The organism is Ruminococcus sp. (genome assembly GCF_045129435.1).
Taxonomy (GTDB): Bacteria; Bacillota; Clostridia; order Oscillospirales; family Acutalibacteraceae; genus Ruminococcoides.
In genome coordinates, this window is sequence record NZ_JBGVJL010000147.1 from 1 (window position 1) to 22,471 (window position 22,471).

The following is a 22,471-nucleotide window of genomic DNA, read 5'->3' on the forward strand; positions in this document are numbered from 1 at the left end:
ATGGTCGGGAGTTAAAAAGTGTTGAGATTACCCTATGCTTTCTGATCGGACAAATAAATTTCGGTCGAGCCTTTTTAAAGGCTCGTGGGTTTGGGCAACGCCCAAGAAAAGTTGTGCATATTGCAATTTATAAGGCACAAACAGCAACGCTGTTTGTATGATACATCAAAGTTTGATAAAACAGGCGATAGCCTTTTAAAAGGAATAATTAATTTTTTCATTATATAACGAATGGCTTTTCTTGTTGCTGTCGCAATTATAAAGCTTTTGCCATTGCGTTCAAACAGCCAAACAGCAGGCTGTTTGGCTATCAAAACTTTGCATTATTTAAAGTATTGTGGGCGTTGCCCACACCCACAACCTTTAAAAAGGTTGACCAAACTTTTTTGGTCGAGAAGAAAGTCTGTGATAGTTTAAGCAAAATTTTCCGACCGTTTTTAAACAATAATTTATTGATGTCACCACAATGTTAAAAATAACATCAATATTTATCTATTTTTACTAACACAATTATACAAAGTTTGTGCAATTATTTATTTTTTAATTGTTGATTATTGTGCATTAAAATGTTATACTTTAATTGTGAAATTTGTATGAATTTTATATATTTTTAGGAGGTGCTTTTTTATGAAAAAGTTATTAAGTTGTATAATTGCAGTTTCGATGTTAGCAAGCACAATGCTTTGCAGTACAGCAACAGCTTTAGCGGCAGAAACCAGTGATTCTGCTGTAGCAGATGTAGATATGTGGAATCACGATTTTAAAAATGACCTTTCCGGTAATCTTATGTGGGCGATTGATGATATTGCAGATACAGATACGGTTGCGGTTGAGATTGATTTAACTTCATACCAAGAAGATATATATACATTTGCAGATAAAAACGATCGTTTAGATGAGGTTATTGTAAATGAAGACGGTGAAAAAATCTATAGTGATGAATTATTGCGTGATTATGAAGAGTATATAAATAATATAAGAAGTCAGAAACCCGGTGATAAAAAGAAAACTATAGATGAAAAATATTCGGTATCAGAAATAAAATATTTTCCTGCGACTGAATGCTTGTTCTGCATTTCAACCAAAGAACAGATATTAAACCTTGGCGATGCCGATATAAAGGTATCTATTGATCTTGCAGATAAAGATTACTACAATGTTGATAGCAAAATTACATGGGAAGAATATTTTAAAATTGAAAAACAAACAAGGGAATATATTGAACAAACTTTAGGGTACCCTTGTCCTGAAAGCAATTATGATATTTTTTATTTAAATTTATCTGCATTAAATGAAGAATTTAAATTTGATTATATTTTAGTTAAGGACGATTATTCCTCAGATAATAATATTAAATCTTTAAAAACAGGAAATTTTGTATATCTTATTTATGACGATTCACCTGTGGGCAGTTACTTTTATGTTGATAATAAAGTACAAAATGTTGTTGAATTATACACTAACGGTGTTATTGATATTGATACTTTATATGATCTTAACGGCAGATATTATGGCGATCTTAATGCGGATAAGTCAACAAATGTAAATGATGTTACAAGTTTGCAGATGTATCTTAACGGTTCTCTTTTCAGCGAAGATGATTCAATATGGGAGGAAAACAGATATAAAATTTATTGTGATTTAAATGATGATGACAGGATTGATGTAAACGATGTTACAACCTTGCAAGACTACCTTTCTAATTATATAGTTGACTAAAGCTAATAATTAAAAATTTTAGGTCAAACCTTGTAATAATTTATCCATTACTATCTAAAAACAACAAAATTAAAGGTTGAAAGAATTGGTAATACTTCAATTCTTTCAACCTTTTTAAGTTACACTACAGCCGCACAAAGTGTTGCACAGCACACGCTTTTACAGCCGGATTTTTTCATAATTTTGCAACATTCGCCAAGGGTATTGCCTGTTGTAATAATATCGTCAATTATCAGAATATTTTTGTCGGCAATTTTTTGACTGTCAATCACACGGTAAACTCCCTGCACATTATTTTCCCTTTCCTTGCCCTTTAGTGTGTGCTGAGCCTTGTTCTTTTTATGTTTTTCAACAAGTATAGCATATGGAATGTTGAAAACTTCGGCACATTCCTTTGCAAGCAGTTCTGCTTGATTGTAACCACGCTCACGCTTATTTGCCTTGTGCATTGGCACAGCGGTTATAATATCTATCGTGCTTATGTCATATTTCAGCATAATTTCATTTATAAGTGGTACGGCAAGTTGGCGGGAATAGGCAGGGTTCTGATTGAATTTAAAATTCTTTACACCGCTTGCAAAAATTCCGTCATATTTAAAGGGCGAAACAGTTTTATATCCGCCGATAGCATAGGTTTCAAAGCCTTTTTGCGGAAATTTGCTTTTACATTCCTTGCAGGCGTAATCTTGCCTGTCAATTACCTTTTCACAATATGGGCATTTTACAGTAAAAACAATGTCGAGCAAAAAACTTGCTGCACTTTTAATATAGCTGTTCATCACGCAGTAAAAATTTCTTTAATCCGCTGTATCGTTTTGTACGGCGGTTATTTTGTACCATATATTCCACAGTTTTTGGATTGCCCACAAGCACAAGTGTTTTCTTGGCTCGTGTTACAGCGGTATAGAGAAGATTTCTGTAATAAAGCTGTGGCGGGCCTTGAAACATAGGTATTATTACGCAGTCAAACTCGTTGCCCTGACTTTTATGCACAGTAACCGCATAGGCAAAGTCAAGGTCTGTTGCGTATTCGTAGGTATATTTTGCGGTTTTGTCATCAAAATTAATATGTAAAATACGATTTTTTCGGTCGATAGAGTCGATTATTCCTATATCGCCGTTAAAAATTCCCGAACCTTGTTCGCCGTCAAATTTAGTCCATGTAATGTCATAATTGTTTTTTACCTGCATTACTTTGTCGCCGATTCTAAATGTTTTTGAAGCAATTTCAATTTCGGTTTTGTCGGCTGACTTTGGATTGAGTGCCTTTTGAAGTCTGAAATTCATTTCTGCTGTGCCAAGCTCTCCTTTTTTAGACGGACAAAGAACTTGAATATTGTCAAATGCTGAGTAGCCGTACGCCTTAGGCAATCTTTGAGAGCAGAGATCAACAATCACCTGAGAAATCTCAGCCTTGTTATTTCTGAGCAAGAAGAAAAAGTCTTTGTCAGAGGCATTGAGCACAGGCATTTCGCCGTTTACAATTTTATGTGCATTGGTTACGATAAGGCTTTTCTGAGCCTGTCGGAAAATTTCATTGAGCCTTACAACAGGTACAATTCCGCTGTCGGTAAGGTCACCGAGAATATTGCCGGGGCCAACGGACGGCAACTGATTTGAATCGCCGACAAGTATAAGCCTGCAGCCAATCGGCAATGCCTTCATAACGCTTTCAAAAATAAAGGTATCCACCATGGAAACCTCGTCAACAATGAGTGCGTCACATTTGAGCTGATTACGCTCGTTTTTGTTGAATACAGGCTTGTCGTGCTTATCCCAGCTCACTTCAAGCAGGCGGTGAATTGTTTTTGCCTCAACACCGGTTAAGGCACTCATTCGCTGAGCGGCTCTGCCTGTAGGTGCGGCAAGCAATACTTTTTTGCCGTTGTTCTGCAAAATCTTAATTATAGCATTCAGTGTGGTGGTTTTACCTGTACCCGGTCCACCGGTCAGCACAAGCATACCCTTTGTGAGTGCCTGTGTGATAGCCTCTTTTTGAAGTGTTGCATATTCAATGCCGTCATTTTTTTCGCATTTTTCAATTTCAGAGTCAATATTTTTAATTTGTTCAGCCGCAAAGCCGAGCAGCATTTTCACTCTTGAAGCTATGTAAAGCTCGCAAAGGTGGGTGTTCGGTGCAAAAATAAATTCTTTTTCCCCTACATTATCCTTAATAAGTGAGCGGTCAAAAATCATCTCTTGCATAGTTGATGCTATCAGAGTGAGGTCAACCTTGAGAAATTCAGCCGCCTTTTTGCAAAGCACTTCAAACGGCAGGCAGGTGTGGCCGTTGCCCTCGTTGTGAATGAGAATATACGCAATGCCTGCTCGTACTCTTTCTGTGCTGTGTTCGTCAAAATTTCGCCTTTTTGCAATGAAATCGGCAGTCTGAAAGCTGATTCCAAATTCACCGTTGCAAAGTATATATGGGTTTTCCTTAATTTGCTCAATAGCGGTTGTGCCAAGCTCTGTGAAAATTTTTACAGCTGCGGCATTGCCTATTCCGTATTCGCCGAGGAATAATATAAGTGTACGAATACCCGTGCTTTGCTTTAATTGCAATGAAAATTCTTCAGCCTTTGACTTAGAAAATCCCTTTAGCATAGCAACTCTTTCTGGTTCGTTCTCCATTACATCAAGTGTTTTTTCGCCAAACTCGGTTACAAGCCTTTGTGCTGTGGTTGCACCGATTCCACGGATTGCACCTGATGAAAGGTATCGCAAAATTCCTGCCGTTCCGCTTGGGCGGCAAAGCTCGCAGACCTGTGCTGAAAATTGTCTGCCGTAGTTTGGGTGCTCTTTATAGTTGCCTGTGAGCTTTAAAAGGTCGCCCTGATGCACTCTTGGCATAATGCCGACAGCAGTTATATAATCGTCATCGTCTGATATTTCAACAACGGTATAGCCGTTTTCTTCATTTCTGTAAACTACGCTTTCAACATAGCCTTCAAGCTGTAAAAGTGTATTGTTATCCATAAAAACATACCTGTTTCCTTAAAAATTTACAGCGGTATTTTGCCACAATTATAATTATTATAGCATTGTTTTTATTTATAAACAATACACCTTTAAAGATTATTCGTCTAAAAGCTTAATAAGCTCCTGCTTTTTTATAAGCTTTATAAAGCCGTATTCCTTGCACAATGCTTTACAGATATTTTCGGTTTCTTCGTCCATATCGCAGTCAATGCAGATTATGCAGTCCTTTCCGCCTCGGCAGAACCACCGCAGTCTTTCGGCGGCACCACGCAGAATAAATTCGGCATTATGCTTTTCGTCTTTAAGCGGTGTAACTATAATGATTGAGCAGTTATTTTTGTTTTTGTAAAGGAAATATGTAATTTCCCTTACGCAGTATATTATTCCCAACACAGCAAAAATAATCAGTATGGCAGTTGAAATTGCTGTCACAAAAATCACCTCAATATATTTTATTAAAGAGGTGATTTTTGGTGAGGTATATTTATTCTGTTTTTGCGGATAATATTAGGGCGAACAAATCAGCAATGGAGCTGAGTTCGCTAATAATGTATGAGGTGATTTATAATGATGAACAACTCCTATGTAAACCGTAGCATTAAATGTACTGTTAATAACTGTTCTCATAATAACGAGGCAGAACATTACTGCTCACTTGAATCAATTAAGATTGGTACACACGAATCAAATCCTACAGTATCCCAGTGCACAGACTGCCAGAGCTTTGAGTTGAAGCCGGGTTGCGGTTGTAAGTAATTTTTCAGCGTAAAAAAGCTGTATCCCAATCGGGGTACAGCTTTTGCTTTATAGTGAGAGCAGTATTATTACATATAACTTTTTGAGTACAGGCATTTTTGAAATAGCATTTTTTCTGAATATAAGAATATAATTATATACGGTTTTATATTCTTCATTAGAAATATTGTGTGTGGAAAACTTTGCCTTTGTGCAAATCTTTTCAATTTTATTTGGCAGTTTTCTGTGCGAAAGAACCGATAATTTATTCAGGTATCTGTAAATGCAGATTACTCGTGATTTGTAGTTATTGTGAGTAAATCTGTATTTTCTGTAAAGCCTTGCAAAAATTATTCTTAAAATCAGCAAAGTTATTATAATTGCAATTACTATAGTAATTATTGAAGGTGTGGTGATTTTAGCTTTTACTTCGGACTTTACAGGTGTGGTTTGCTTTTGAGTGGTTGGTTGAATTGTTGGTGCGGTTGTCTGTGCCTGTGTAGTAGGCTGAACCGATTCTGTAGCATGTGGCACTACAAAGTCTGAAGAAGTAGCGTCAAGCGGAACCCAACCTATACTTTTATCGTAATATTCTACCCATGCGTGTGCATTGTCCGAGGTTACGACAGCCTCACCGTCAACAACATCTGTACAATAACCTGTTACATATCTTGCAGGCACACCCAACGCTCTCAGCATTACGGCCGCCGCATTTGCAAAGTGCATACAGTAGCCTGTGTCGGCATCATTTAAGAACCATTCTGCCGAATCTCTTCCGTCAGGAACTTTTTGAGTATTCAGAGAATATGACGCAGAATGAGAAACATATTCCTTGACTGCCTGCGGAATATCTTTTTCATAAAGCCCTGTAAGATTATTCCTTTCGGCAATCTCAAGCATAGCCAGTTTTGTGTCATATGGCAGTGCTAGATAGAGATCTGCAAAGCTTTCATATTTGTAATCATCACTTGTTTCTGCTCGTGAAAAGCTTTCAAGATACGCTTCTTTATACTGCATAACATTCATACTGTAGCTTGCAGCTTTGTCAGAATTTGTAACAAGCACATCGCAAACCGGGGAAAAATTATCATTAACAGAAGTCAGATAATAAGGTGTGTAAATAATGCTTTCTTTATCTACGGTATCAATAGTTACGGTGGAAGCGTAGCTTGTATTTCTTGACATAGTCATTAGAAATGACTGATAATCCTGTGGGTAATCATCGGCTTGCTCGTCTGTAAGCACCGACCATTTGTTGTTTTCGTAATTTGCATATGCCATACCTTTTAGGTATATTCTGCCGTCAATATCAGAAGTAACAGTCATAACCTTTCTGCCTGTCTGAGTTAATGCACCGGCATTTGAAAAATCAACCTCGGGGCTTATGCTGTTGCCGACTTCTGCGAGTGCAGATGAAATTTTGCCGCTGCCGTTGTAGGTCTTCATTCCTGTAGCACTTTGAATGGTGCTAAGCAGGCTGTCCTGCCATTTTGGTCTTTGATAGTCTGCAACAGGATTGAGTATAGCTGTAAATGTAACCAATACCGCCAAAATTACCGCCGAAATTGCAGTTACTACACCGCTGTGACTATAGCTTAACCGCCTTGTTTGCGATGAAAAATATAGGGCAAACAGGATTACAAATATTGCAAGCAACGGCATAAGCTGCGGTAATGTATTTACAAGCACAAAGCAAGGCACAAGCAGTGCAACAGAGAGCAGGGCAACAATTTTAATTGACTTAATTCTTGAAACTAAAAATGAAAAAGCACCGCTGAGTATTGCGGATAACAGGACAAATAGTCCTGTTGCATCTCTTGCAATGTATTCTGCAAATTTTATACTGCTATATACGGGCAGATAAACAGAATATTGTGCAAGAAGCTTGTTTATTGCATAATTTGCCTGAGCAAGGAGCGTTTCGCTTGAAAATACGGCAATAAGTAAAATTACAAATGCAATTATCGCCATAGAAATTGCATATTTTGAATTGCTTGTAACAAATGTTGAAAGCAAAGAAAAAACAATGGAAAAAAGTATGGCGGAAACTATGAGTACCGACGAATTAAACAGTATTTCAAAAGAACTTGAAAAACAGAAGATAGGGCAGACAGCAAGAAAAACTACGCAAATGCAGTCGATTAGAGTTGAAACTAAAGCTTTTTTCATTCCGCCACCTCCTTTGAGTCGGCAGATATGCTGTAACACTCAGCATCGCTTATGTCGGCATTACCGAGATTTTGCTGTGTGTAAATTGCTCTGTACATAGAATAAATATTAGTCTGCGGTGTTACGCTATACGCACCGACGGACTTTGTTGTGCATACGGCACAGGGAATTTCATTTTGAATTGCATTATGGCAAACACCTGCAAATTTAGCCATAACCTTGTTGTTATCCTCGGCTTTGTCGGTGAGGATAAGCATAATTTTAAGATTTTTGTAAATCGGCAGGCTTGGTTCACGCACCATTAAATTATCGTGCTTTGCCGAAAGTTTCCAATGTACACTTTTAAGACTGTCACCGTTGTGATATTCTCTGATTTCGTAATCCTCGGCAAAACCACCGCCCGATTTCTTTTTGTAGCCTATTATGGTCTGCTTGTCGGAAAGTTCTTCAAAGCTTTCTGTAGCCTTTGGAATAACAAGTATTTCGGTTTCGGTTTTGAATTTAATCGGTATAAAGAAAATTCCGAGCATATCATATACTTTAAGCCACTTGGTTTCGGCTTTTACCAATCCGCAGTTTTTGCCAAGCTTTTCAAGACTTATTTTTAAAGGCTTTTTAATTATTCCGCTGTACATAAAGTTAATTTTTTTTGCTTTGCCGCAAAAGCTGTTGCTTGCGTAAATCGGAATTATGACAAACGGACAGAAAAAGCCGTTTTTGCTGTTAGCCGTTAATTTGAGCTGTGCTGTACTGTCTGCATAAATCACCTTTGGTGCGTACAGAGTAAAGCCCTTTACAGCCGAATAAATCATAAACGGCAGACTGCATGCAAGTGACAGAATAGGCAGGCACAACACAACTATAAGCAAAAAATTTGAAAACCAAGCATAATAAAAAACGGCAAATAAAAATGATATTGCCAGAACTGCAATATAGATAAGTATGTTTTTTATCATTTTTCTCTCACTAAATTTTGGGCTGTCTTGTTGTTTTAAGAATTTCGTTGAGCACTCTTGAAACACTTATTTTCTTGGCTGTTGCCTCACCGCTCAGAATTACTCGGTGACTTAATGTATTTACAAAAATATTCTGAATGTCACGAGGTACAACATAATCTCTGCCGTCTGCAAAAGCCGCCGCTTTTGCCATATCTTTAATAGAAAGCGAGGCTCTCGGACTTGCACCTCTTGAAATAAGATTGCTTTGCCTTGTGGCGGTAACAAGCATAATGATATATTTTGCAATATCTTCGCTTACGAAAACTTCCTTAACCTTGTTTTGCATAGCCACAAGTTCAGAAATTGTCAGAACCTGCTTAACATTATCCAGCGGATTTTGATTACTGCGGTTTATGAGCATCTGACATTCTGCTTCAAAGTTTGGATAACCCATTGAAATTCTTACTGTGAATCTGTCGGTCTGTGAATCAGGCAAAAGCTGAGTGCCTGACGCACCCACAGGGTTTTGGGTTGCAATTACTGAAAAAGGCTTTTCAAGCGGATAGCTTTTGCCGTCAACAGTAACCTGTCTTTCCTCCATAGCTTCAAGCAATGCCGCCTGAGTACGGCTTGAGGTACGGTTTAATTCGTCGGCAAGGAAAAGGTTGCAGAAAATTGCACCTTTGTTAAACTGCATTTTACCGCTTTCTTTGCTGAAAGAAGAAAAACCGGTAATGTCTGAAGGCAAGGTGTCGGGAGTAAACTGTATTCTGCCGTATTTTAAGCCAAGAGCCTTTGAAAAGGCGAGTGCCATTGTTGTTTTACCAACACCTGGTATGTCCTCGATAAGAATATTTCCGTTTGCAAGCAGGGCAAGCATAGTGATAATAATTTCTCTGTCCTTGCCGTTGATTACCTTTCTGACTTCGTTTAAAACTGCTTTAAATTCATTCATATTTTCACCTTGATTTCATTTTTGTTTACTATAACTCTAAATTATGTAGTTTGTGTGGAATAAAACTATCTAATTATATATTACCTTATTTTCATAAAATCTTCAATAAGAATACAAAATATTTACAATAAAATTTGATATAAAAAGTAAAACACCTCAGCAATAAATTTACTGAGATGTTTTAAAGTATAGGATTAATTATGTATTGATTTTGAACTGTGCTGTCCCCATATAAAAACTATGATAAACCAGATTACCATACTTTCGCTCATAAGACCGTTTGTAAAGCCGAGGCGGAACGGCGACTCAGGCATAAGCATTTTTATAATGTACATAACGGCGTATATTATGAGTATGTTTGTAAAAGCCGAGAGTTTTGGAAAAGTTGTCTTGCTGCGAATTTGCAGGTAAAACCAATATATAAACGGGGCAAGCATAAAAACTTCGCTGAGCATTACAATCCACGATAAGTGTTTGAATAATGCTTCGCAAGCAGGCATTGCAACATCAGAGTAGCCGTTGCCGTTAAGCCAAGAGAAAAGGAAAAGTATCATTATGTAGAATAAGTGCAAACTTAGCCAAGGCGTAAGTCCAAAGGCTGTAAGATATTTATATGTCTTTTTATGTTTATTTTCAATTATAAAATCTGATATTGAAAACAGAGCGATGCCATAAAGAATTATTCCCGGAAATGAAAGCAGCATTGCAAGTGAGTTTCGCCATTCCGGAATTTGTGCTGTGCCGTTTGTGAGCCAGTAAACATTGCCGCTGTGAGCTACATCTCCGTAAATCATCAGCCAGTCACCACAGCCGAAGCAAACACAGCCTAATATGCCGCAAATCAGCATTATTATTGATTTTTTCTTTGTCATAGAATTACCTCTTTTCAATATAAGTTAGTTTCAACTAACTATATACTAATATATTACCACAAAATAAAATATTTGCAATGCTAAAGCTAAAATTTATTTTGTGGTAATTAAAAAAGTTATATTTTAATTATAGGTGTGGTAAAATCTGAACCGCATTTTTTGGGAGGTTTTTGTGCAAGTGCGAATACATCGGTTGCAAAAACTTCTTTTTTGAGCAGTTTTTCAATATTACCTCCAAGCAACAAACCCTTTTTTACAGATGTTATAATTGGCAAATTACAGCTTTTGAGAATTTTTGCACCCTCCTTTGTAAAACCAAGTACCCTTGCATAGCTTGGTTCAATGTTTTGAATTTCCTTTGTAATGCCCAAAAGGGCGAAAATTAAAATTCTTCTCAGCCTTGCAAGCGTGTAACGCTTAGATTTTACAGCAAATAATATTTCATTAACAGAATTATATTCGTGCACAGCCGAAAAAATCCTGTTCTCAAGCCCCTCGTTTACATCGGGCAGATTTGCAAAATCTTCTGCCGACATTGAACGCAGTTTGTAAAGCAGGGAGATTTCCAAATTTTCGGGAAAGGCAAGTTCAGACGGTTCATAGGGGACAAATTCTGTGATGCTTTTTCCTTTTTTAAGCATTTCTCTGATATATGACGCAGAAGCAAAGCCGTTAGCTGTGCTGTGGCTGTCGTGCTGAACGCCCTCACGCTGAATTGGCAGAGGTAAAATATTGTCGGGTAAAGCCTTGAGGTATTCAACGGCAAGCACATTGTTTGGGGTGGCAAGAATATTGGCTGTATTGTCGCCATAAATTTCACGCACAGCCGTTTCAAGTGCTTTTGGGTAATATGAGCCGTCTTGCATTTTTTCGGCTACAAGAGCCTGCACAGCAGTATTTTTGTGGGCGGATACGGCTTGATTTAACAATTCAATATCATTGTTTTCACAGCCAAAGGCAAGGTGGGTAAGCTCTTTAAAGGACGAGAGAATTTTAACTCCGCTTTTTGCAAAGACCTCGGCATTTGAAACCGCATATACAACAGGTAATTCGATTACGAGGTCTGCTCCTCCGAGCAGAGCAGATTTTGCCCTTGTGAACTTATCGGTAATGACAACTTCACCACGCTGAGTAAAGCTTGAGCTCATTACCACCACAACAGGTTCATTTGTAAGGGCTTTTGCCCTTTGTATTAAATATTTATGACCGTTATGAAAAGGGTTAAATTCGCAAATTATACCGACTGCCATAGTTTTACCTCAAAAAAGCAAAAATTTATTGTCAGATATTTAAAAAATCACTTGAAAACTATCTAAAAAAGTTTTATCATTATAGTGTAACACTCACAGAGTGACTTTTAATTGTCCGCAGATATATTATATATCAAAAATCGCTTTTGGACAACTAATATAGTTGAAAGGATGAATAATAATGAAGGTTCTCGTTATTAACGCAGGCAGCTCATCACTCAAATATCAGCTTATTGATATGGACAGCGAAAAGGTACTTGCAAAAGGAAACTGTGAAAGAATTGGCCAGGAGGGTGCATTTATTGGTTTTAAAGCTCCTAATGGCGAGAAAATTGAACGCAAAACAGAGATGCTTAATCATACACAGGCTTTTGAAGCTGTTAAAAACGCTCTTATTGACCCACAGTACGGTGCAATCAAAGACTTGTCTGAGGTTGGTGCAATCGGTCACAGAGTAGTGCAGGGCGGCAGCTACTTTAACAAGTCAGTTCTTGTAACAGATGATGTTATCAAGAAGATTGAAGAGCTTGCTCCGCTTGCTCCACTTCACAATCCTGCTCATATTCAGGGTATTAACGCTTGTACAAAGGTATTTGGCAAGGATGTTCCACAGGTTGTAGTATTTGATACTGCTTTCCACCAGACAATGCCTGAGAAGGCTTATATGTTTGCCATTCCTTATAAATACTATGAAAAGTACGGTATCCGCCGTTATGGTTTCCACGGTACTTCTCACCGTTATGTATCTCAGAAAATGGCTGAGCTTATGGGCAAAAACATTGAGGACTTAAAGATTATCACTTGCCACATCGGCAACGGTTCTTCAATTACTGCTATCAAGGGCGGCAAGGTTATTGATACTTCAATGGGTCTTACTCCGCTCGGCGGCTTTATGATGGGTACACGCTCAGGCTCACTTGACCCATCTGTAATTACATTTATTGCAGAGAAAGAGAATGTTTCTGCTGAGGAAATGCTCAAGATTCTTAACAAGGAATCAGGTCTTTTAGGCGTATCGGGTGTATCTTCTGATGACAGAGATGTATGTGCTGCTGAGGAGCAGGGTAACCACAGAGCACACCTCGCTCACGAAATGCTCTACTATCAGATTGCAAAGACAATCGGTTCTTACTATGTTGCACTCGGCGGTTGTGACGCTATTGTATTTACAGCCGGTATCGGCGAAAATCAGCCACATCTCCGTGAAACTGTATGCGATTACATTTCTTGCCTTGGCGTAGAAATGGATAAGGAGTTTAACAAGAAAGCAACATGCGGTGTTACCGGTACACTTTCAACTCCAAACTCAAAAATCAGAGTTGAGCTTATTGCTACTAATGAAGAACTTGTTATTGCAAGAGATACAAAAGAAATTGTAGAGGCTCTTTAATTACATAAAATAATAAGGTGGCTGTTCGTAGTGGACAGTCACCTTTTGTGTTATACGGAATCGTTTGTAACCGCTGTGTCGGTGTCGGAATCTCTGAATAAAAGAGAAATGCACCAGATTGCGGCAAGGGCAACAAGAATGTAAACAATTCGGCTGATAATTCCCGTCTGACCGCCACAAATCCAAGCTACAAGGTCAAACTGGAAAATGCCCACACAGCCCCAGTTAATTCCGCCAATAATTAAAAGCGTCAGGGCAATTTTATCAATCATAATAATCCTCCTTAATTATAATTGTAAAAATATTATTGACGCTTTTAAATAAATTATTCAGATTTAGTCGGGAAAAATAACAGGGAAAAGAAGCATAAAAATCAAGAACATAAAGCCAAGTCCGATTACGGCAAGACCGATAATGCGGGTGATTTTTGTCGCTTTTTTCAGCTTGTATTTGGAAATCATATTTTCGGTAGGGAATGGGAGCAAAATAAGCATTACGCCGAGTATATCACAGCTTGCAACTGTGATAACCATTCCAGCTGTTCTAAGAAAAGCAAAAAGGAAAATTCCAATCGGAATACCGAAAAAGCAAATCATATTGATAACGCTGAAAACTTTTCCGTATTTTTCGATAGTTTCGTAATATTTATTTGCATTGCCGTGACATTCTTCACTACAGTATTGCTCAAAATATGATATTTCTTTTGCACAATAATCGCATTTTTTCAAAATCTCAAAACCTTTCACTTATATTATTTATATTCTAACATATTATAATGTTTTTTTCAATGATATTTAAGTGAATGGAATTGGAGAGATGTTTATAGTTTATACTGCTGATACTGTCAGCTTTAAACCTAACGGCTGCATAATTTTTAGTAATGTGTCAAGCTTTGGGGTTGTTTTGAAAGTTTCAATTCTTGCTACTGATGACTGAGGAATACCGCATTTTTCAGCTAAATCACGCTGACTTAGGCCAAGAGAATTTCTTTTTTCAATAATTGCACTAACAATTCCGGCAAGCCCTTCCATTTCCTCAATGTCTTGTTTTGCAGTTATATCTTCGCTTTTTACAAAGTTTTTATAATCATTCCAAGTTTTCATTATAATTTACCTCCTTGTTTCTGCTCAAATAATCATTTCTTTCTGATTTGGCTTTTTCTATCTCTCTGCGAGGTGTCTTTTGAGATTTTTTTCTGAAATGGTGTAATAAGACAAAAGTATTGTTTTTTATGAAAAAATAAAAAACTCTGTTATTGCCCGGTCGTAATTCCCATATATCTTCGTCAAGATGTTTGGTAATGTTTTCGTTTAATTTAGTACCGTTATTTTGAAGTAATTCAATGTAAAAAATGATTTGTTTATATTGTATTCTGGCATCTTTATTTGATTTAGACTGGTTTCTTAATTTTTCAAGAAAATCCCATAGCTCTGACTCACCATTAAGATTTTCATAAAATTCAATGTTATACATATATTATACCTTTGCCGTTATTTATTATATAACTATGATAGCATAAATGCTATCAAGTGTCAATATATGTATTGCTAACTATATTGTATTTCTGAAAAATATATGTTATTCTGTTTTGTGGAGATGATGGTATGTCGAACTTTTTTGTGGCACTTTATGCGGTGCTGCCCATGTTTATTATGCTTGCTATAGGTTTTGTTGTGCGTAAAATGCGTGTGATTGAAGAATCGCATTTGCCTGTGCTTAACAAAATTGTTTTTAATGTATTCTTTCCGTTTTTAATGTTTAATAATATTTATGCCTTTGATTTATCGGCGGATTTTAACGATTCTCTGCTTTTGTATGCGGTTGTAGCTGTGGCTGTTATTTACGGTCTTTCATTAGGCTTTGCTCTTTTATTTGAAAAGTCAAATAAAAGCCGTGGTGCGTTGATTCAGGCTATTTACAGAAGTAACTTTGTACTTATGGGACTGCCGATTGTCGGCAATATTTTTGGCAGCGGCAGGCTTGGAATGACCTCAATGCTCGTAACGGTAATTGTGCCGATGTATAATATTTTAGCTGTTATCACACTTGAGGTGTTCAGAGGAGAAAGCATAAAAATTACAAAGATACTAAAAGGTATTGCTAAAAATCCTCTTATTATTGGTTCGGTTGCAGGTATTTTGTTTGCGGGTTTCGGTATTAAATTGCCTGAGATAGCTGAAAGCGTAATATCCGATATGGCATCTGCGGCTACTCCGCTTGCATTGATTGTGCTGGGTGCATCGTTTGAATTTGCGAGTATTAAAAGATACAAGAAAAATTTGATTGCAGTTATTTTTGCACGACTGCTTATTGTGCCGGCACTTGCACTTACTGTAGCTATTTTGTTGGGCTTCAGAGGAATAGACCTTGTGTCGCTCATAGGAATATTTGCTTCACCTTGTGCTGTATCGTCTTATACAATGGCAAGGCAAATGGAGAGCGACTATGAGCTTTCGGCAGGTACGGTAGTATTTACTACGATGCTTTCGTGTTTTACGCTGTTTGGTTGGATTTATTTCTTAAAGGAACTAAATTTCTTCTAATGTGCAATTTATACAAAACGGATATGACACATTTATTCAATATGTATATTTGACTGATTTTGAAGAAATTAAAAATTTTTGCTTGATTTTGAAGGATTGTGTGCTATAATAAAGCCATAAGATAAATTATTACAAATTTTCAAATTAAGATTTTGAAAATATTTATAGTTATTTCCTTCTTTTATTTTTGTGAGCATAGAAAAAAGCAAGACATTGTCTTGCTTTTTTCTTTTTTTGCTTTTTTAAACTTGTATTTATATAAAAATAACATAATACATAATTAGAATAAAATTTGACAATTTGATAAATTTTGCAACTATGAAAAAAAGTATTGACAAAAACAGGAAATTAGTATATATTAAATGTGTACTAATTACGATAATACAATAAATTCAATTAGTACAATATAAAAGACAGGAGGCAGTAGAGTGATTCAGATAGATTTAACATCACGAGTACCGATTTATGAACAGATTTGTACTAATATCATAAGACTTGCTTCAGCAGGCGTGTTAAAGCCCGGCGACAAGCTTTCCCCTGTGCGAAGTCTTGCATCTGAGCTTGGAATTAATCCAAATACAGTTGCAAAAGCATACAGACTTCTTGAGAGTGAGGGATATATTATTTCAAATGTTGGCAGAGGAAGTTATGTTTCTGACAAGCTTACAAAGGATTGTGCCGAAAAGGCAATGGCTATTGACGATTTTAAGCAAAGTACACAGCGAGCAAATTTGCTGAGTGTAGATAAAAGTGTGCTGATAAAAATCGTTGATGATATTTATAATGGAGGTGGCATTGATGATTGAAATTAGCGGACTTACTAAGAGGTTTGGAAAAATAAATGCGGTTGACAGTATGACTGTTAATATACAGGACGGCTCGGTTGTTGGTCTTGTTGGCAGTAACGGCAGTGGTAAGTCAACACTTTTGCGTATGCTTGCCGGTGTGTATGCACCTGACGGCGGTACTGTAAAAATTGATGGAGTACAGCATTTTGATAATCCTGTTACAAAAGGACAATGCTTTTTTATTCCTGACTTTCCTTATTTTTATAATACAAGTACAGTTGAAAGCACAGCTTTTCTTTACAGAAGGCTTTACCCTAACTGGAGTGAGGAAGAGTACAGAAGATATTGCTCAATTTTTCCGATAAATCCAAAAGCTTCTATTATTAATATGTCAAAGGGTATGCAAAGACAGGCGGCACTTATTTTAGCACTTTCTACCTGTCCTAAGTATTTATTTCTTGATGAAATTTTTGACGGTCTTGATCCGGTTGTAAGACATATGCTCAAAAGCCTGCTTGTTGAAAAGGTTTCAGACAACAATACAACGGTTGTAATTGCCTCTCACAACCTCAGAGAGCTTGAAGATTTGTGCGACAGACTTTGTCTTATGCACAGGGGGCATATGCTGCTTGAGCGTGGTATAGACGATTTAAGGCATAATCTGAGCAAGGTACAGGTTGCATTTACAGAATTACCTTACAAGCCGAATATTTTTGAAGGCATTGATGTAATTAACATTACTCAGAACGGCAATATTTTCAATCTTACAATAAAAGGAACAGAAGAGGAGTTTATGCCAAAGATAAAGGCACTCAATCCTGCTTTTGTTTCGGCTTTACCTCTTACTCTTGAGGAAATATTTATTAGTGAAATGGGGGCGGCAGGATATGACATCCACAGTATCCTTTAAAGATAAATTAAAGCAGATTTTTTCTGTTGTGTTGTGGGACTTAAAGGGTTGTAAAAGTTCAATGCTTGTTTATTCAATCCTTTCTGCCGTAGCAACTGTAATTATTTTTACACTTGTTATGGTGCTTACAGGCGAAAAAGCGACATTTGCTACAATCGCTATAAACGACAGCGATGTGTCAGCCGTACCGATTTCTCAGAGAATACAGGTATTTCAGGCGGCTGCATCTGCAATCATCGGATTACTTACATTAATATTTACAATTATCTATACCGTGCAGATTTTTTCATATATGCACAACAAGCGTAAGGTGGATTTTTACGGTTCACTTCCAATCAGCAGAGCAAGACTTTTCCTTGCAAAAAGCTTTGCAGCTTACTTATTCTCAATAGTACCAATGCTTGTATTTATGGGCATTATTGCTATTATTTCAATTTGTACAGGTACATTTATGCTGCCACAGGTTACACAGATGTACATTAATTTTATTGTCGGTACTCTTGCCTGCATAAGCGCATACGGATTTCTTTCAGCATGCTGCGGCACAACCTTTAACACGGTTATTATGTTTATTGCAGTTTGCGTTTGCTATCCGTTATCTATGATATTTGTAAGAGGATATATTGACGCTTTCTTTACGGGCGCATATACGGGCGACATTTCCAAAAGCATTATAATGAATGCGCTCAATCCTATTTCGGCTTATTTCGGAAATAATCTTATTTATTGGGTAATATTCAGTATTGCCTGCATAGCCTTCGGTACTCTGCTGATTATGAAAAGAAGGTCGGAGAGGGCGCAGACCTCCTTTGCCTACTACATTCCGTGCCACATTATCAAGGTTATTGTATCGTTCCTTGCAGGTATGTTCCTCGGTACAATGTTCGGCTCGCTAAATGTATTCGGCAACGGCGTTGCAGGCTTTGTGTTTGGTTTTATACTTGCGAGCGCACCGGCTTTCCTGATTACTCACATGCTTTTCTACAAGGGAATGAAAAAGCTTGTAAGAACACTCCCAATTTACGGCGGTCTTGCCGTTGTTGTAATTGCAGGCGTGGCTCTTATCAACCTTGATATATTCGGCTACAACAGCTATGTGCCGAAGACTGAGGATGTAAAGAGTGCGGGAATTATCCTGACTGAGTATTACTATTCTGGAAATGATAATTTTTCAAGCGTAATGTCAAAGAGCGCAGGAGATTTTACCGAAAAGAGCGACATTGAGAATATTATAAAGATTCATAATAAAGTGCTTGACGGCAGAAACGATAAAATAAAATCCGCAGTAAAATTCAGATGCGTATGGGGAAGTATGCTGTATAATGCCGTTGGAGAATTTATTTATGACGACGCTTACGCTATAGCCTATAAGCTGAACAGCGGCAGAACGGTAACAAGGTATTATTCCGAAACACTGCTTTCAATGGCTGATTCTATGGATGATGATAATTATTACAGCTCTTACGTTATTGATACAGAAAGTATTAAAAGTATAGCAAATCCGCTTATTTCAAGCAAAACATATGTGTTGAAATATTCAGGTCTTATGAATGCGAAAAGTGACGCTGAGATTGGCGCAGTGGCAGCAAGAATTACAGCGATGGTAAGAGGAAAAAACTACACGGGTTTATCGGTTGTTTCTTCGAATAATTCATATTTATACGGCTCAGACTCCGACAGCAATAATTCTGCATCCAAGAAAATTATTCTCAATGAGCTTAACGAGGCGCTTAAAAAGGATTTTGAGGCTGACGATAAATACCTTAACGGTGTGCTTTGTGACCCGTACGGAATTATACACGAAAATGAGTATTATTACAGCTCATATGACTACCTCTATTCCGGTTATTCCTTGCCGGACATAAGAGAAATGTATTCAAAGGACTTTGTCTGCGAGATATCAATGGATTACAGGCGGCAGGAGAGCGATGGAGTATTCAGTTATTTTAATACGCTTGAAGAAACCTACTTTATTCCTAAGTCATACACAAATACCATAGAGGTACTGCAAAAATACGGAATCCTTAACTCTGACAGCACAATAAACTTGAATTCTGAGTTCTACTCTGACGATTCGTATTACGAAGATTATGATGGCTATTACGACGATTATTATGCAGAATAAATGAAGTCAGGGCGACTGCGTAGAAATATGCAGTCGCCCTGAATGTATTTATATGACAGGAGGATAACAGCGATGGAATTATTTAAGGGAAGACCGCAGAACGAAGAGGGAAGAGCAGACAGGGAAATAAGGGTGTATGATTTTCTCGATAGTCTTGGAATCGAGTATTTGCGTACAGACCACGAACATGCCGATACTATGGAGGCTTGTAACGAGATTGATAAGGTGCTTGATGTGCTGATTTGTAAAAATCTGTTTTTGTGCAACAGGCAGAAAACAAAGTTCTATTTGCTTATGATGCCGGGTGATAAGCCTTTCAAAACAAAGGAGCTTTCAAGTCAGATAAATTCGGCAAGACTATCCTTTGCATCGGCTGAGGCAATGGAGGAGTACCTTGATATTCAACCTGGTTCAGTAAGTGTTATGGGGCTTATGAATGACAAAGAAAATGCCGTTACCTTGCTTGTTGATGAAGATGTTTTAAAGGGCGAGTATGTAGGCTGTCACCCATGTGTGAATACCTCAAGTCTGAAAATAAAGACGGCAGATGTATTTGATAAGTTTTTAAAAGCGGTAAATCACACCGCAACTGTAGTACACTTAACAGGTGAATAAGTTTTTTGGTTTATTATAGTTGGGGAGAAATTATAGTTTGTAACGGTCGGGAAAATTTTTGCTTGAACTATTACAGACTTTATACTCGGGCATAAAAATTTGGTCAACCTTTTTCAAAGGTTGTGGGTGTGGGCAAAGCCCACAAATACTTTAGGTTTATGCAAAATTCTGATAGCCAAACAGCTTGCTGTTTGGCGGCTTGAACACAATGGCGAAAGCCTTATAATTGCGATAGCAACACAAAAATCTTTTTTATATTAATTAATAAAATTATTCTTTTTAATGGCTACCGCCGTTTTGCCAAACTTTATTTTAGTACACAAACAGCGTTGCTGTTTGTGCCATATGAATTGTTATAAAAATAACTTTACTTGGGCGTTGCCCAAACCCACGAGCCTTTAAAAAGGCTCGACCTAAATTTTATGTTAATTATCTGAAACTTTAAAACAGAACAGTTTTTTAAATGACTTCTTTTATGGAAGTCATTTGTTCTTTATGGGAGAAATTTTTGTGAAATTGTATTTACTTTGCTTTGAAATTATGATATAATGCTGACTGTATAATTTTATGGAGGTATATTTATGCAGTACAAAATTGAAGGAGGATCACTTCCTATTGTGGAAGTATCACTTGAAAACAACGAAACAATTATTACACAGGGTGGCGGAATGGTATGGATGTCACCAAACCTTAATATGGAAACCACAGGCGGCGGAGTAGGCAAGATGTTGGGAAAAATGATGACAGGTGAGTCAATTATGCAGAACCGCTACACAGCTATGGGCGGCCCGGGCTTTATTACACTTGCTTCAAGCTTTCCGGGTTCAATTATTCCTTTTGAGATTCAGCCTAATATGCCTATAATTGTCCAGAAATCGGGCTTCCTTGCAAGTTCAGCAACAGTTGAACTCTCAGTACATTTTAATAAAAAGGCCGGTGCAGGCTTTTTTGGAGGCGAGGGATTCATTCTCCAGAAGCTTTCAGGCTATGGCACAGCCTTTGTAGAGATTGACGGTTTTTGCAAGCAGTACAACTTAGCTCCGGGTCAGCAGATTATTGTTGATACAGGTAACCTTGCGGCAATGGACGCATCTTGTCAGATGGATATTCAGCGTATTAAGGGCGTTAAGAATATGTTCCTCGGCGGTGAGGGATTATTCAATACAGTTATTACAGGCCCCGGCAGAGTATTCTTACAGTCACACCCAATTTCAACAGTAGCGGCTGCAATCCGTCCTTTCATTGCTTCAAACTAAGTTTATAGATACATAAAATTATGCCCTGCTTTTTGCAGGGCATTTTGTTATAGGCAAAGAAAAAGCTGTACCGATTTGGTACAGCTTTTAAATTAGGTTTAGATTAAGAAATATCTACATCACTTCTGCTTGAAGTACGAATGCGGATACATGTACTGCTTGCAACAGTTGAAGGACTTTTCATTGTGATTGTGTCATTACTACCGGGTGCTAATGCTGAAATAGCAGGTGTAGAGCTGTTTGTGTTGTTAAGAACAACACCGCTCGACATTGTGTATTCAACACGCTTCTTAGTAGCCTGATCCCAGATGTTTGTGCCAACTGTTGTTACAGTATATTGAAGAATGTATTTGCGTTCTGCACTCATATTCAGCTTTTGAACATTAAAAGTAATTGACTTTACATTATCAATAGTAGTAACAGTCTTAAAATGATAAGGGCTTGTTGTTGTGTCAAATCTTGCAAGAATTAGTCTGTATTCTACATTAGGGTCAGCATAGAGGAAATAATCGTTCTTATTACCATAGCCGCCTGACGGATTTTCTACATCCATAAAACCGCCGGGATTTGATGTTTCGTTGTAAGCACTTGCTGTTGGCATACTTACATATCCCTGAACATCACTGCCTGAATTACCATACACTGAAAGTTGTTTTGAAATCATATCGCTTGTGCGTTCACAGTATGATAAATCCTGACCTCGTTTAGCTACATCTGCCATAGCAAACATACCACCGATACAGGTTGAAGAAGCTATTGCAAGAATACATACAACTGCGATAAGCTCAACAAGCGTAGCACCTGCTTTTGCCTTTATAGAGCGTTTGGAGAGATATTTTTTGATATTTTTGGTTTTCATTGTATATCCTCCTTACTCTGCAAATTCCGGCTTGGTAACAATACCCTCGCAGGTTGTTGTTCCGTTTGTGCCATAGTCAACATAGGTTGTTATCTTGTAAGATACCATTTTCTTGCCTTCATTATTTACATATTTACCCTGAAATTCAACAACATATGCCATTTCAGATGTGTCAAAATCTCTTGTGCCTATTGATGCTGCATCATACTGTGTAGCAGTCATTGAATTGTCAAGAGCGTTTACATCATCATTAATATTTGTTTGAATGGTTGAGTCAAATTTCAGACCTGTATTTGGCTGATTGGCAAAAAGCTTGTTTTTAGATAAATCTAAGCTTGAATCCCATACTGATGTTGGATTATGAGAAG

Annotated in this window: 23 protein-coding genes; 9 read left to right on the plus strand and 14 right to left on the minus strand. The window is 37.4% G+C overall.

Features of this window, described 5'->3' with window-relative positions:
* Positions 1 to 627 precede the first annotated feature (627 nt).
* On the plus strand, positions 628 to 1,719 hold the full coding sequence (locus ACJMMI_RS06990; protein ID WP_405354509.1) for a dockerin type I domain-containing protein: 1,092 nt from the start codon (positions 628 to 630) through the stop codon (positions 1,717 to 1,719).
* Between the two features lie 119 nt (positions 1,720 to 1,838).
* Here the strand turns inward: ACJMMI_RS06990 and ACJMMI_RS06995 are convergent, their stop codons facing one another.
* The 3 genes from ACJMMI_RS06995 to ACJMMI_RS07005 form a co-directional block, all read right to left on the minus strand.
* Complete coding sequence (locus tag ACJMMI_RS06995; RefSeq protein WP_405354510.1) at positions 1,839 to 2,465, minus strand: ComF family protein; 627 nt, start codon at positions 2,463 to 2,465, stop codon at positions 1,839 to 1,841.
* A 16-nt stretch (positions 2,466 to 2,481) separates the two neighbouring features.
* Positions 2,482 to 4,695 carry an ATP-dependent RecD-like DNA helicase gene (locus ACJMMI_RS07000; protein ID WP_405354512.1) on the minus strand — a complete coding sequence of 738 codons (2,214 nt, stop codon included), beginning with the start codon at positions 4,693 to 4,695 and terminating at the stop codon, positions 2,482 to 2,484.
* A 99-nt stretch (positions 4,696 to 4,794) separates the two neighbouring features.
* The gene (locus ACJMMI_RS07005; protein WP_405354513.1) at positions 4,795 to 5,130 is read right to left on the minus strand and encodes a hypothetical protein; all 336 of its coding nucleotides are present in this window, start codon (positions 5,128 to 5,130) and stop codon (positions 4,795 to 4,797) included.
* Positions 5,131 to 5,265: 135 nt separating this feature from the next.
* Here ACJMMI_RS07005 and ACJMMI_RS07010 point away from each other — a divergent pair, with 135 nt between their 5' ends.
* Positions 5,266 to 5,454, plus strand: a complete 189-nt coding sequence (locus tag ACJMMI_RS07010) for a DUF1540 domain-containing protein (protein WP_405354514.1) — start codon at positions 5,266 to 5,268, stop codon at positions 5,452 to 5,454.
* 48 nt (positions 5,455 to 5,502) lie between these two features.
* Here the strand turns inward: ACJMMI_RS07010 and ACJMMI_RS07015 are convergent, their stop codons facing one another.
* The 5 genes from ACJMMI_RS07015 to ACJMMI_RS07035 all read right to left on the minus strand — a co-directional run bounded on the left by ACJMMI_RS07015 (position 5,503) and on the right by ACJMMI_RS07035 (position 11,617).
* Positions 5,503 to 7,602, minus strand: coding sequence for a DUF3488 and transglutaminase-like domain-containing protein (locus ACJMMI_RS07015; RefSeq protein WP_405354515.1), 2,100 nt, complete (start codon positions 7,600 to 7,602; stop codon positions 5,503 to 5,505).
* Complete coding sequence (locus ACJMMI_RS07020) at positions 7,599 to 8,558, minus strand: DUF58 domain-containing protein (RefSeq protein WP_405354517.1); 960 nt, start codon at positions 8,556 to 8,558, stop codon at positions 7,599 to 7,601. Before ACJMMI_RS07020 ends, ACJMMI_RS07015 begins: the two co-directional genes overlap by 4 nt.
* Before the next feature lie 10 nt (positions 8,559 to 8,568).
* The gene (locus ACJMMI_RS07025; protein WP_405354519.1) at positions 8,569 to 9,495 is read right to left on the minus strand and encodes an AAA family ATPase; all 927 of its coding nucleotides are present in this window, start codon (positions 9,493 to 9,495) and stop codon (positions 8,569 to 8,571) included.
* Between the two features lie 194 nt (positions 9,496 to 9,689).
* Entirely contained in the window at positions 9,690 to 10,367 is a 678-nt protein-coding gene (locus tag ACJMMI_RS07030; protein WP_405354522.1) for a DUF6796 family protein, read from the minus strand.
* Between the two features lie 116 nt (positions 10,368 to 10,483).
* Positions 10,484 to 11,617 (minus strand): nucleotidyltransferase family protein, encoded by a 1,134-nt coding sequence (locus ACJMMI_RS07035; protein WP_405354525.1) that lies wholly within the window; start codon positions 11,615 to 11,617, stop codon positions 10,484 to 10,486.
* A 181-nt stretch (positions 11,618 to 11,798) separates the two neighbouring features.
* On the opposite strand from ACJMMI_RS07035, the gene ACJMMI_RS07040 reads away from it, so the two are divergent.
* On the plus strand, positions 11,799 to 13,007 hold the full coding sequence (locus ACJMMI_RS07040; RefSeq protein WP_405354528.1) for an acetate/propionate family kinase: 1,209 nt from the start codon (positions 11,799 to 11,801) through the stop codon (positions 13,005 to 13,007).
* Positions 13,008 to 13,057: 50 nt separating this feature from the next.
* On the opposite strand, the gene ACJMMI_RS07045 is transcribed toward ACJMMI_RS07040, so the two are convergent.
* The 4 genes from ACJMMI_RS07045 to ACJMMI_RS07060 all read right to left on the minus strand — a co-directional run bounded on the left by ACJMMI_RS07045 (position 13,058) and on the right by ACJMMI_RS07060 (position 14,480).
* Positions 13,058 to 13,279 carry a DUF378 domain-containing protein gene (locus tag ACJMMI_RS07045; protein ID WP_405354531.1) on the minus strand — a complete coding sequence of 74 codons (222 nt, stop codon included), beginning with the start codon at positions 13,277 to 13,279 and terminating at the stop codon, positions 13,058 to 13,060.
* A gap of 63 nt (positions 13,280 to 13,342) precedes the next feature.
* Positions 13,343 to 13,735: a hypothetical protein gene (locus ACJMMI_RS07050; RefSeq protein WP_405354533.1), complete on the minus strand. Its 393-nt coding sequence runs from the start codon at positions 13,733 to 13,735 to the stop codon at positions 13,343 to 13,345.
* 99 nt (positions 13,736 to 13,834) lie between these two features.
* On the minus strand, positions 13,835 to 14,110 hold the full coding sequence (locus tag ACJMMI_RS07055) for a helix-turn-helix domain-containing protein (RefSeq protein WP_405354535.1): 276 nt from the start codon (positions 14,108 to 14,110) through the stop codon (positions 13,835 to 13,837).
* Positions 14,094 to 14,480, minus strand: coding sequence for a type II toxin-antitoxin system RelE/ParE family toxin (locus tag ACJMMI_RS07060; protein ID WP_405354538.1), 387 nt, complete (start codon positions 14,478 to 14,480; stop codon positions 14,094 to 14,096). The genes ACJMMI_RS07055 and ACJMMI_RS07060 overlap by 17 nt, the downstream gene beginning before the upstream one ends.
* A 131-nt stretch (positions 14,481 to 14,611) precedes the next feature.
* On the opposite strand from ACJMMI_RS07060, the gene ACJMMI_RS07065 reads away from it, so the two are divergent.
* The 6 genes from ACJMMI_RS07065 (at position 14,612) to ACJMMI_RS07090 (ending at position 21,244) form a co-directional block, all read left to right on the plus strand.
* A complete protein-coding gene (locus ACJMMI_RS07065; protein WP_405354539.1) occupies positions 14,612 to 15,550 on the plus strand; it encodes an AEC family transporter in 939 nt (312 codons plus the stop codon).
* Positions 15,551 to 15,978: 428 nt separating this feature from the next.
* Complete coding sequence (locus tag ACJMMI_RS07070) at positions 15,979 to 16,356, plus strand: GntR family transcriptional regulator (RefSeq protein ID WP_405354540.1); 378 nt, start codon at positions 15,979 to 15,981, stop codon at positions 16,354 to 16,356.
* The gene (locus ACJMMI_RS07075) at positions 16,349 to 17,248 is read left to right on the plus strand and encodes an ABC transporter ATP-binding protein (protein ID WP_405354551.1); all 900 of its coding nucleotides are present in this window, start codon (positions 16,349 to 16,351) and stop codon (positions 17,246 to 17,248) included. The genes ACJMMI_RS07070 and ACJMMI_RS07075 overlap by 8 nt, the downstream gene beginning before the upstream one ends.
* Positions 17,226 to 19,373 (plus strand): hypothetical protein, encoded by a 2,148-nt coding sequence (locus ACJMMI_RS07080; protein WP_405354541.1) that lies wholly within the window; start codon positions 17,226 to 17,228, stop codon positions 19,371 to 19,373. Before ACJMMI_RS07075 ends, ACJMMI_RS07080 begins: the two co-directional genes overlap by 23 nt.
* 72 nt (positions 19,374 to 19,445) lie before the next feature.
* Positions 19,446 to 19,988, plus strand: a complete 543-nt coding sequence (locus ACJMMI_RS07085; RefSeq protein ID WP_405354543.1) for a prolyl-tRNA synthetase associated domain-containing protein — start codon at positions 19,446 to 19,448, stop codon at positions 19,986 to 19,988.
* Between the two features lie 581 nt (positions 19,989 to 20,569).
* Positions 20,570 to 21,244 carry a TIGR00266 family protein gene (locus ACJMMI_RS07090; RefSeq protein ID WP_405354545.1) on the plus strand — a complete coding sequence of 225 codons (675 nt, stop codon included), beginning with the start codon at positions 20,570 to 20,572 and terminating at the stop codon, positions 21,242 to 21,244.
* 103 nt (positions 21,245 to 21,347) lie between these two features.
* Here ACJMMI_RS07090 and ACJMMI_RS07095 read toward each other — a convergent pair whose 3' ends face one another.
* Positions 21,348 to 22,103 carry a type II secretion system protein gene (locus ACJMMI_RS07095; RefSeq protein WP_405354546.1) on the minus strand — a complete coding sequence of 252 codons (756 nt, stop codon included), beginning with the start codon at positions 22,101 to 22,103 and terminating at the stop codon, positions 21,348 to 21,350.
* Between the two features lie 12 nt (positions 22,104 to 22,115).
* Positions 22,116 to 22,471 (minus strand): hypothetical protein (locus ACJMMI_RS07100; protein WP_405354549.1); only part of this gene is annotated, 356 nt, incomplete at its 5' end.

Bases quoted from the DNA above. Each gene is read 5' to 3' on its own strand.
- ACJMMI_RS06990 (WP_405354509.1), top strand. From the start codon at position 628: ATGAAAAAGTTATTAAGTTGTATAATTGCAGTTTCGATGTTAGCAAGC.
- ACJMMI_RS07000 (WP_405354512.1), bottom strand. From the start codon at position 4,695: ATGGATAACAATACACTTTTACAGCTTGAAGGCTATGTTGAAAGCGTA.
- ACJMMI_RS07010 (WP_405354514.1), top strand. From the start codon at position 5,266: ATGATGAACAACTCCTATGTAAACCGTAGCATTAAATGTACTGTTAAT.
- ACJMMI_RS07015 (WP_405354515.1), bottom strand. From the start codon at position 7,602: ATGAAAAAAGCTTTAGTTTCAACTCTAATCGACTGCATTTGCGTAGTT.
- ACJMMI_RS07020 (WP_405354517.1), bottom strand. From the start codon at position 8,558: ATGATAAAAAACATACTTATCTATATTGCAGTTCTGGCAATATCATTT.
- ACJMMI_RS07025 (WP_405354519.1), bottom strand. From the start codon at position 9,495: ATGAATGAATTTAAAGCAGTTTTAAACGAAGTCAGAAAGGTAATCAAC.
- ACJMMI_RS07030 (WP_405354522.1), bottom strand. From the start codon at position 10,367: ATGACAAAGAAAAAATCAATAATAATGCTGATTTGCGGCATATTAGGC.
- ACJMMI_RS07035 (WP_405354525.1), bottom strand. From the start codon at position 11,617: ATGGCAGTCGGTATAATTTGCGAATTTAACCCTTTTCATAACGGTCAT.
- ACJMMI_RS07040 (WP_405354528.1), top strand. From the start codon at position 11,799: ATGAAGGTTCTCGTTATTAACGCAGGCAGCTCATCACTCAAATATCAG.
- ACJMMI_RS07045 (WP_405354531.1), bottom strand. From the start codon at position 13,279: ATGATTGATAAAATTGCCCTGACGCTTTTAATTATTGGCGGAATTAAC.
- ACJMMI_RS07055 (WP_405354535.1), bottom strand. From the start codon at position 14,110: ATGAAAACTTGGAATGATTATAAAAACTTTGTAAAAAGCGAAGATATA.
- ACJMMI_RS07060 (WP_405354538.1), bottom strand. From the start codon at position 14,480: ATGTATAACATTGAATTTTATGAAAATCTTAATGGTGAGTCAGAGCTA.
- ACJMMI_RS07065 (WP_405354539.1), top strand. From the start codon at position 14,612: ATGTCGAACTTTTTTGTGGCACTTTATGCGGTGCTGCCCATGTTTATT.
- ACJMMI_RS07075 (WP_405354551.1), top strand. From the start codon at position 16,349: ATGATTGAAATTAGCGGACTTACTAAGAGGTTTGGAAAAATAAATGCG.
- ACJMMI_RS07080 (WP_405354541.1), top strand. From the start codon at position 17,226: ATGACATCCACAGTATCCTTTAAAGATAAATTAAAGCAGATTTTTTCT.
- ACJMMI_RS07085 (WP_405354543.1), top strand. From the start codon at position 19,446: ATGGAATTATTTAAGGGAAGACCGCAGAACGAAGAGGGAAGAGCAGAC.
- ACJMMI_RS07090 (WP_405354545.1), top strand. From the start codon at position 20,570: ATGCAGTACAAAATTGAAGGAGGATCACTTCCTATTGTGGAAGTATCA.
- ACJMMI_RS07095 (WP_405354546.1), bottom strand. From the start codon at position 22,103: ATGAAAACCAAAAATATCAAAAAATATCTCTCCAAACGCTCTATAAAG.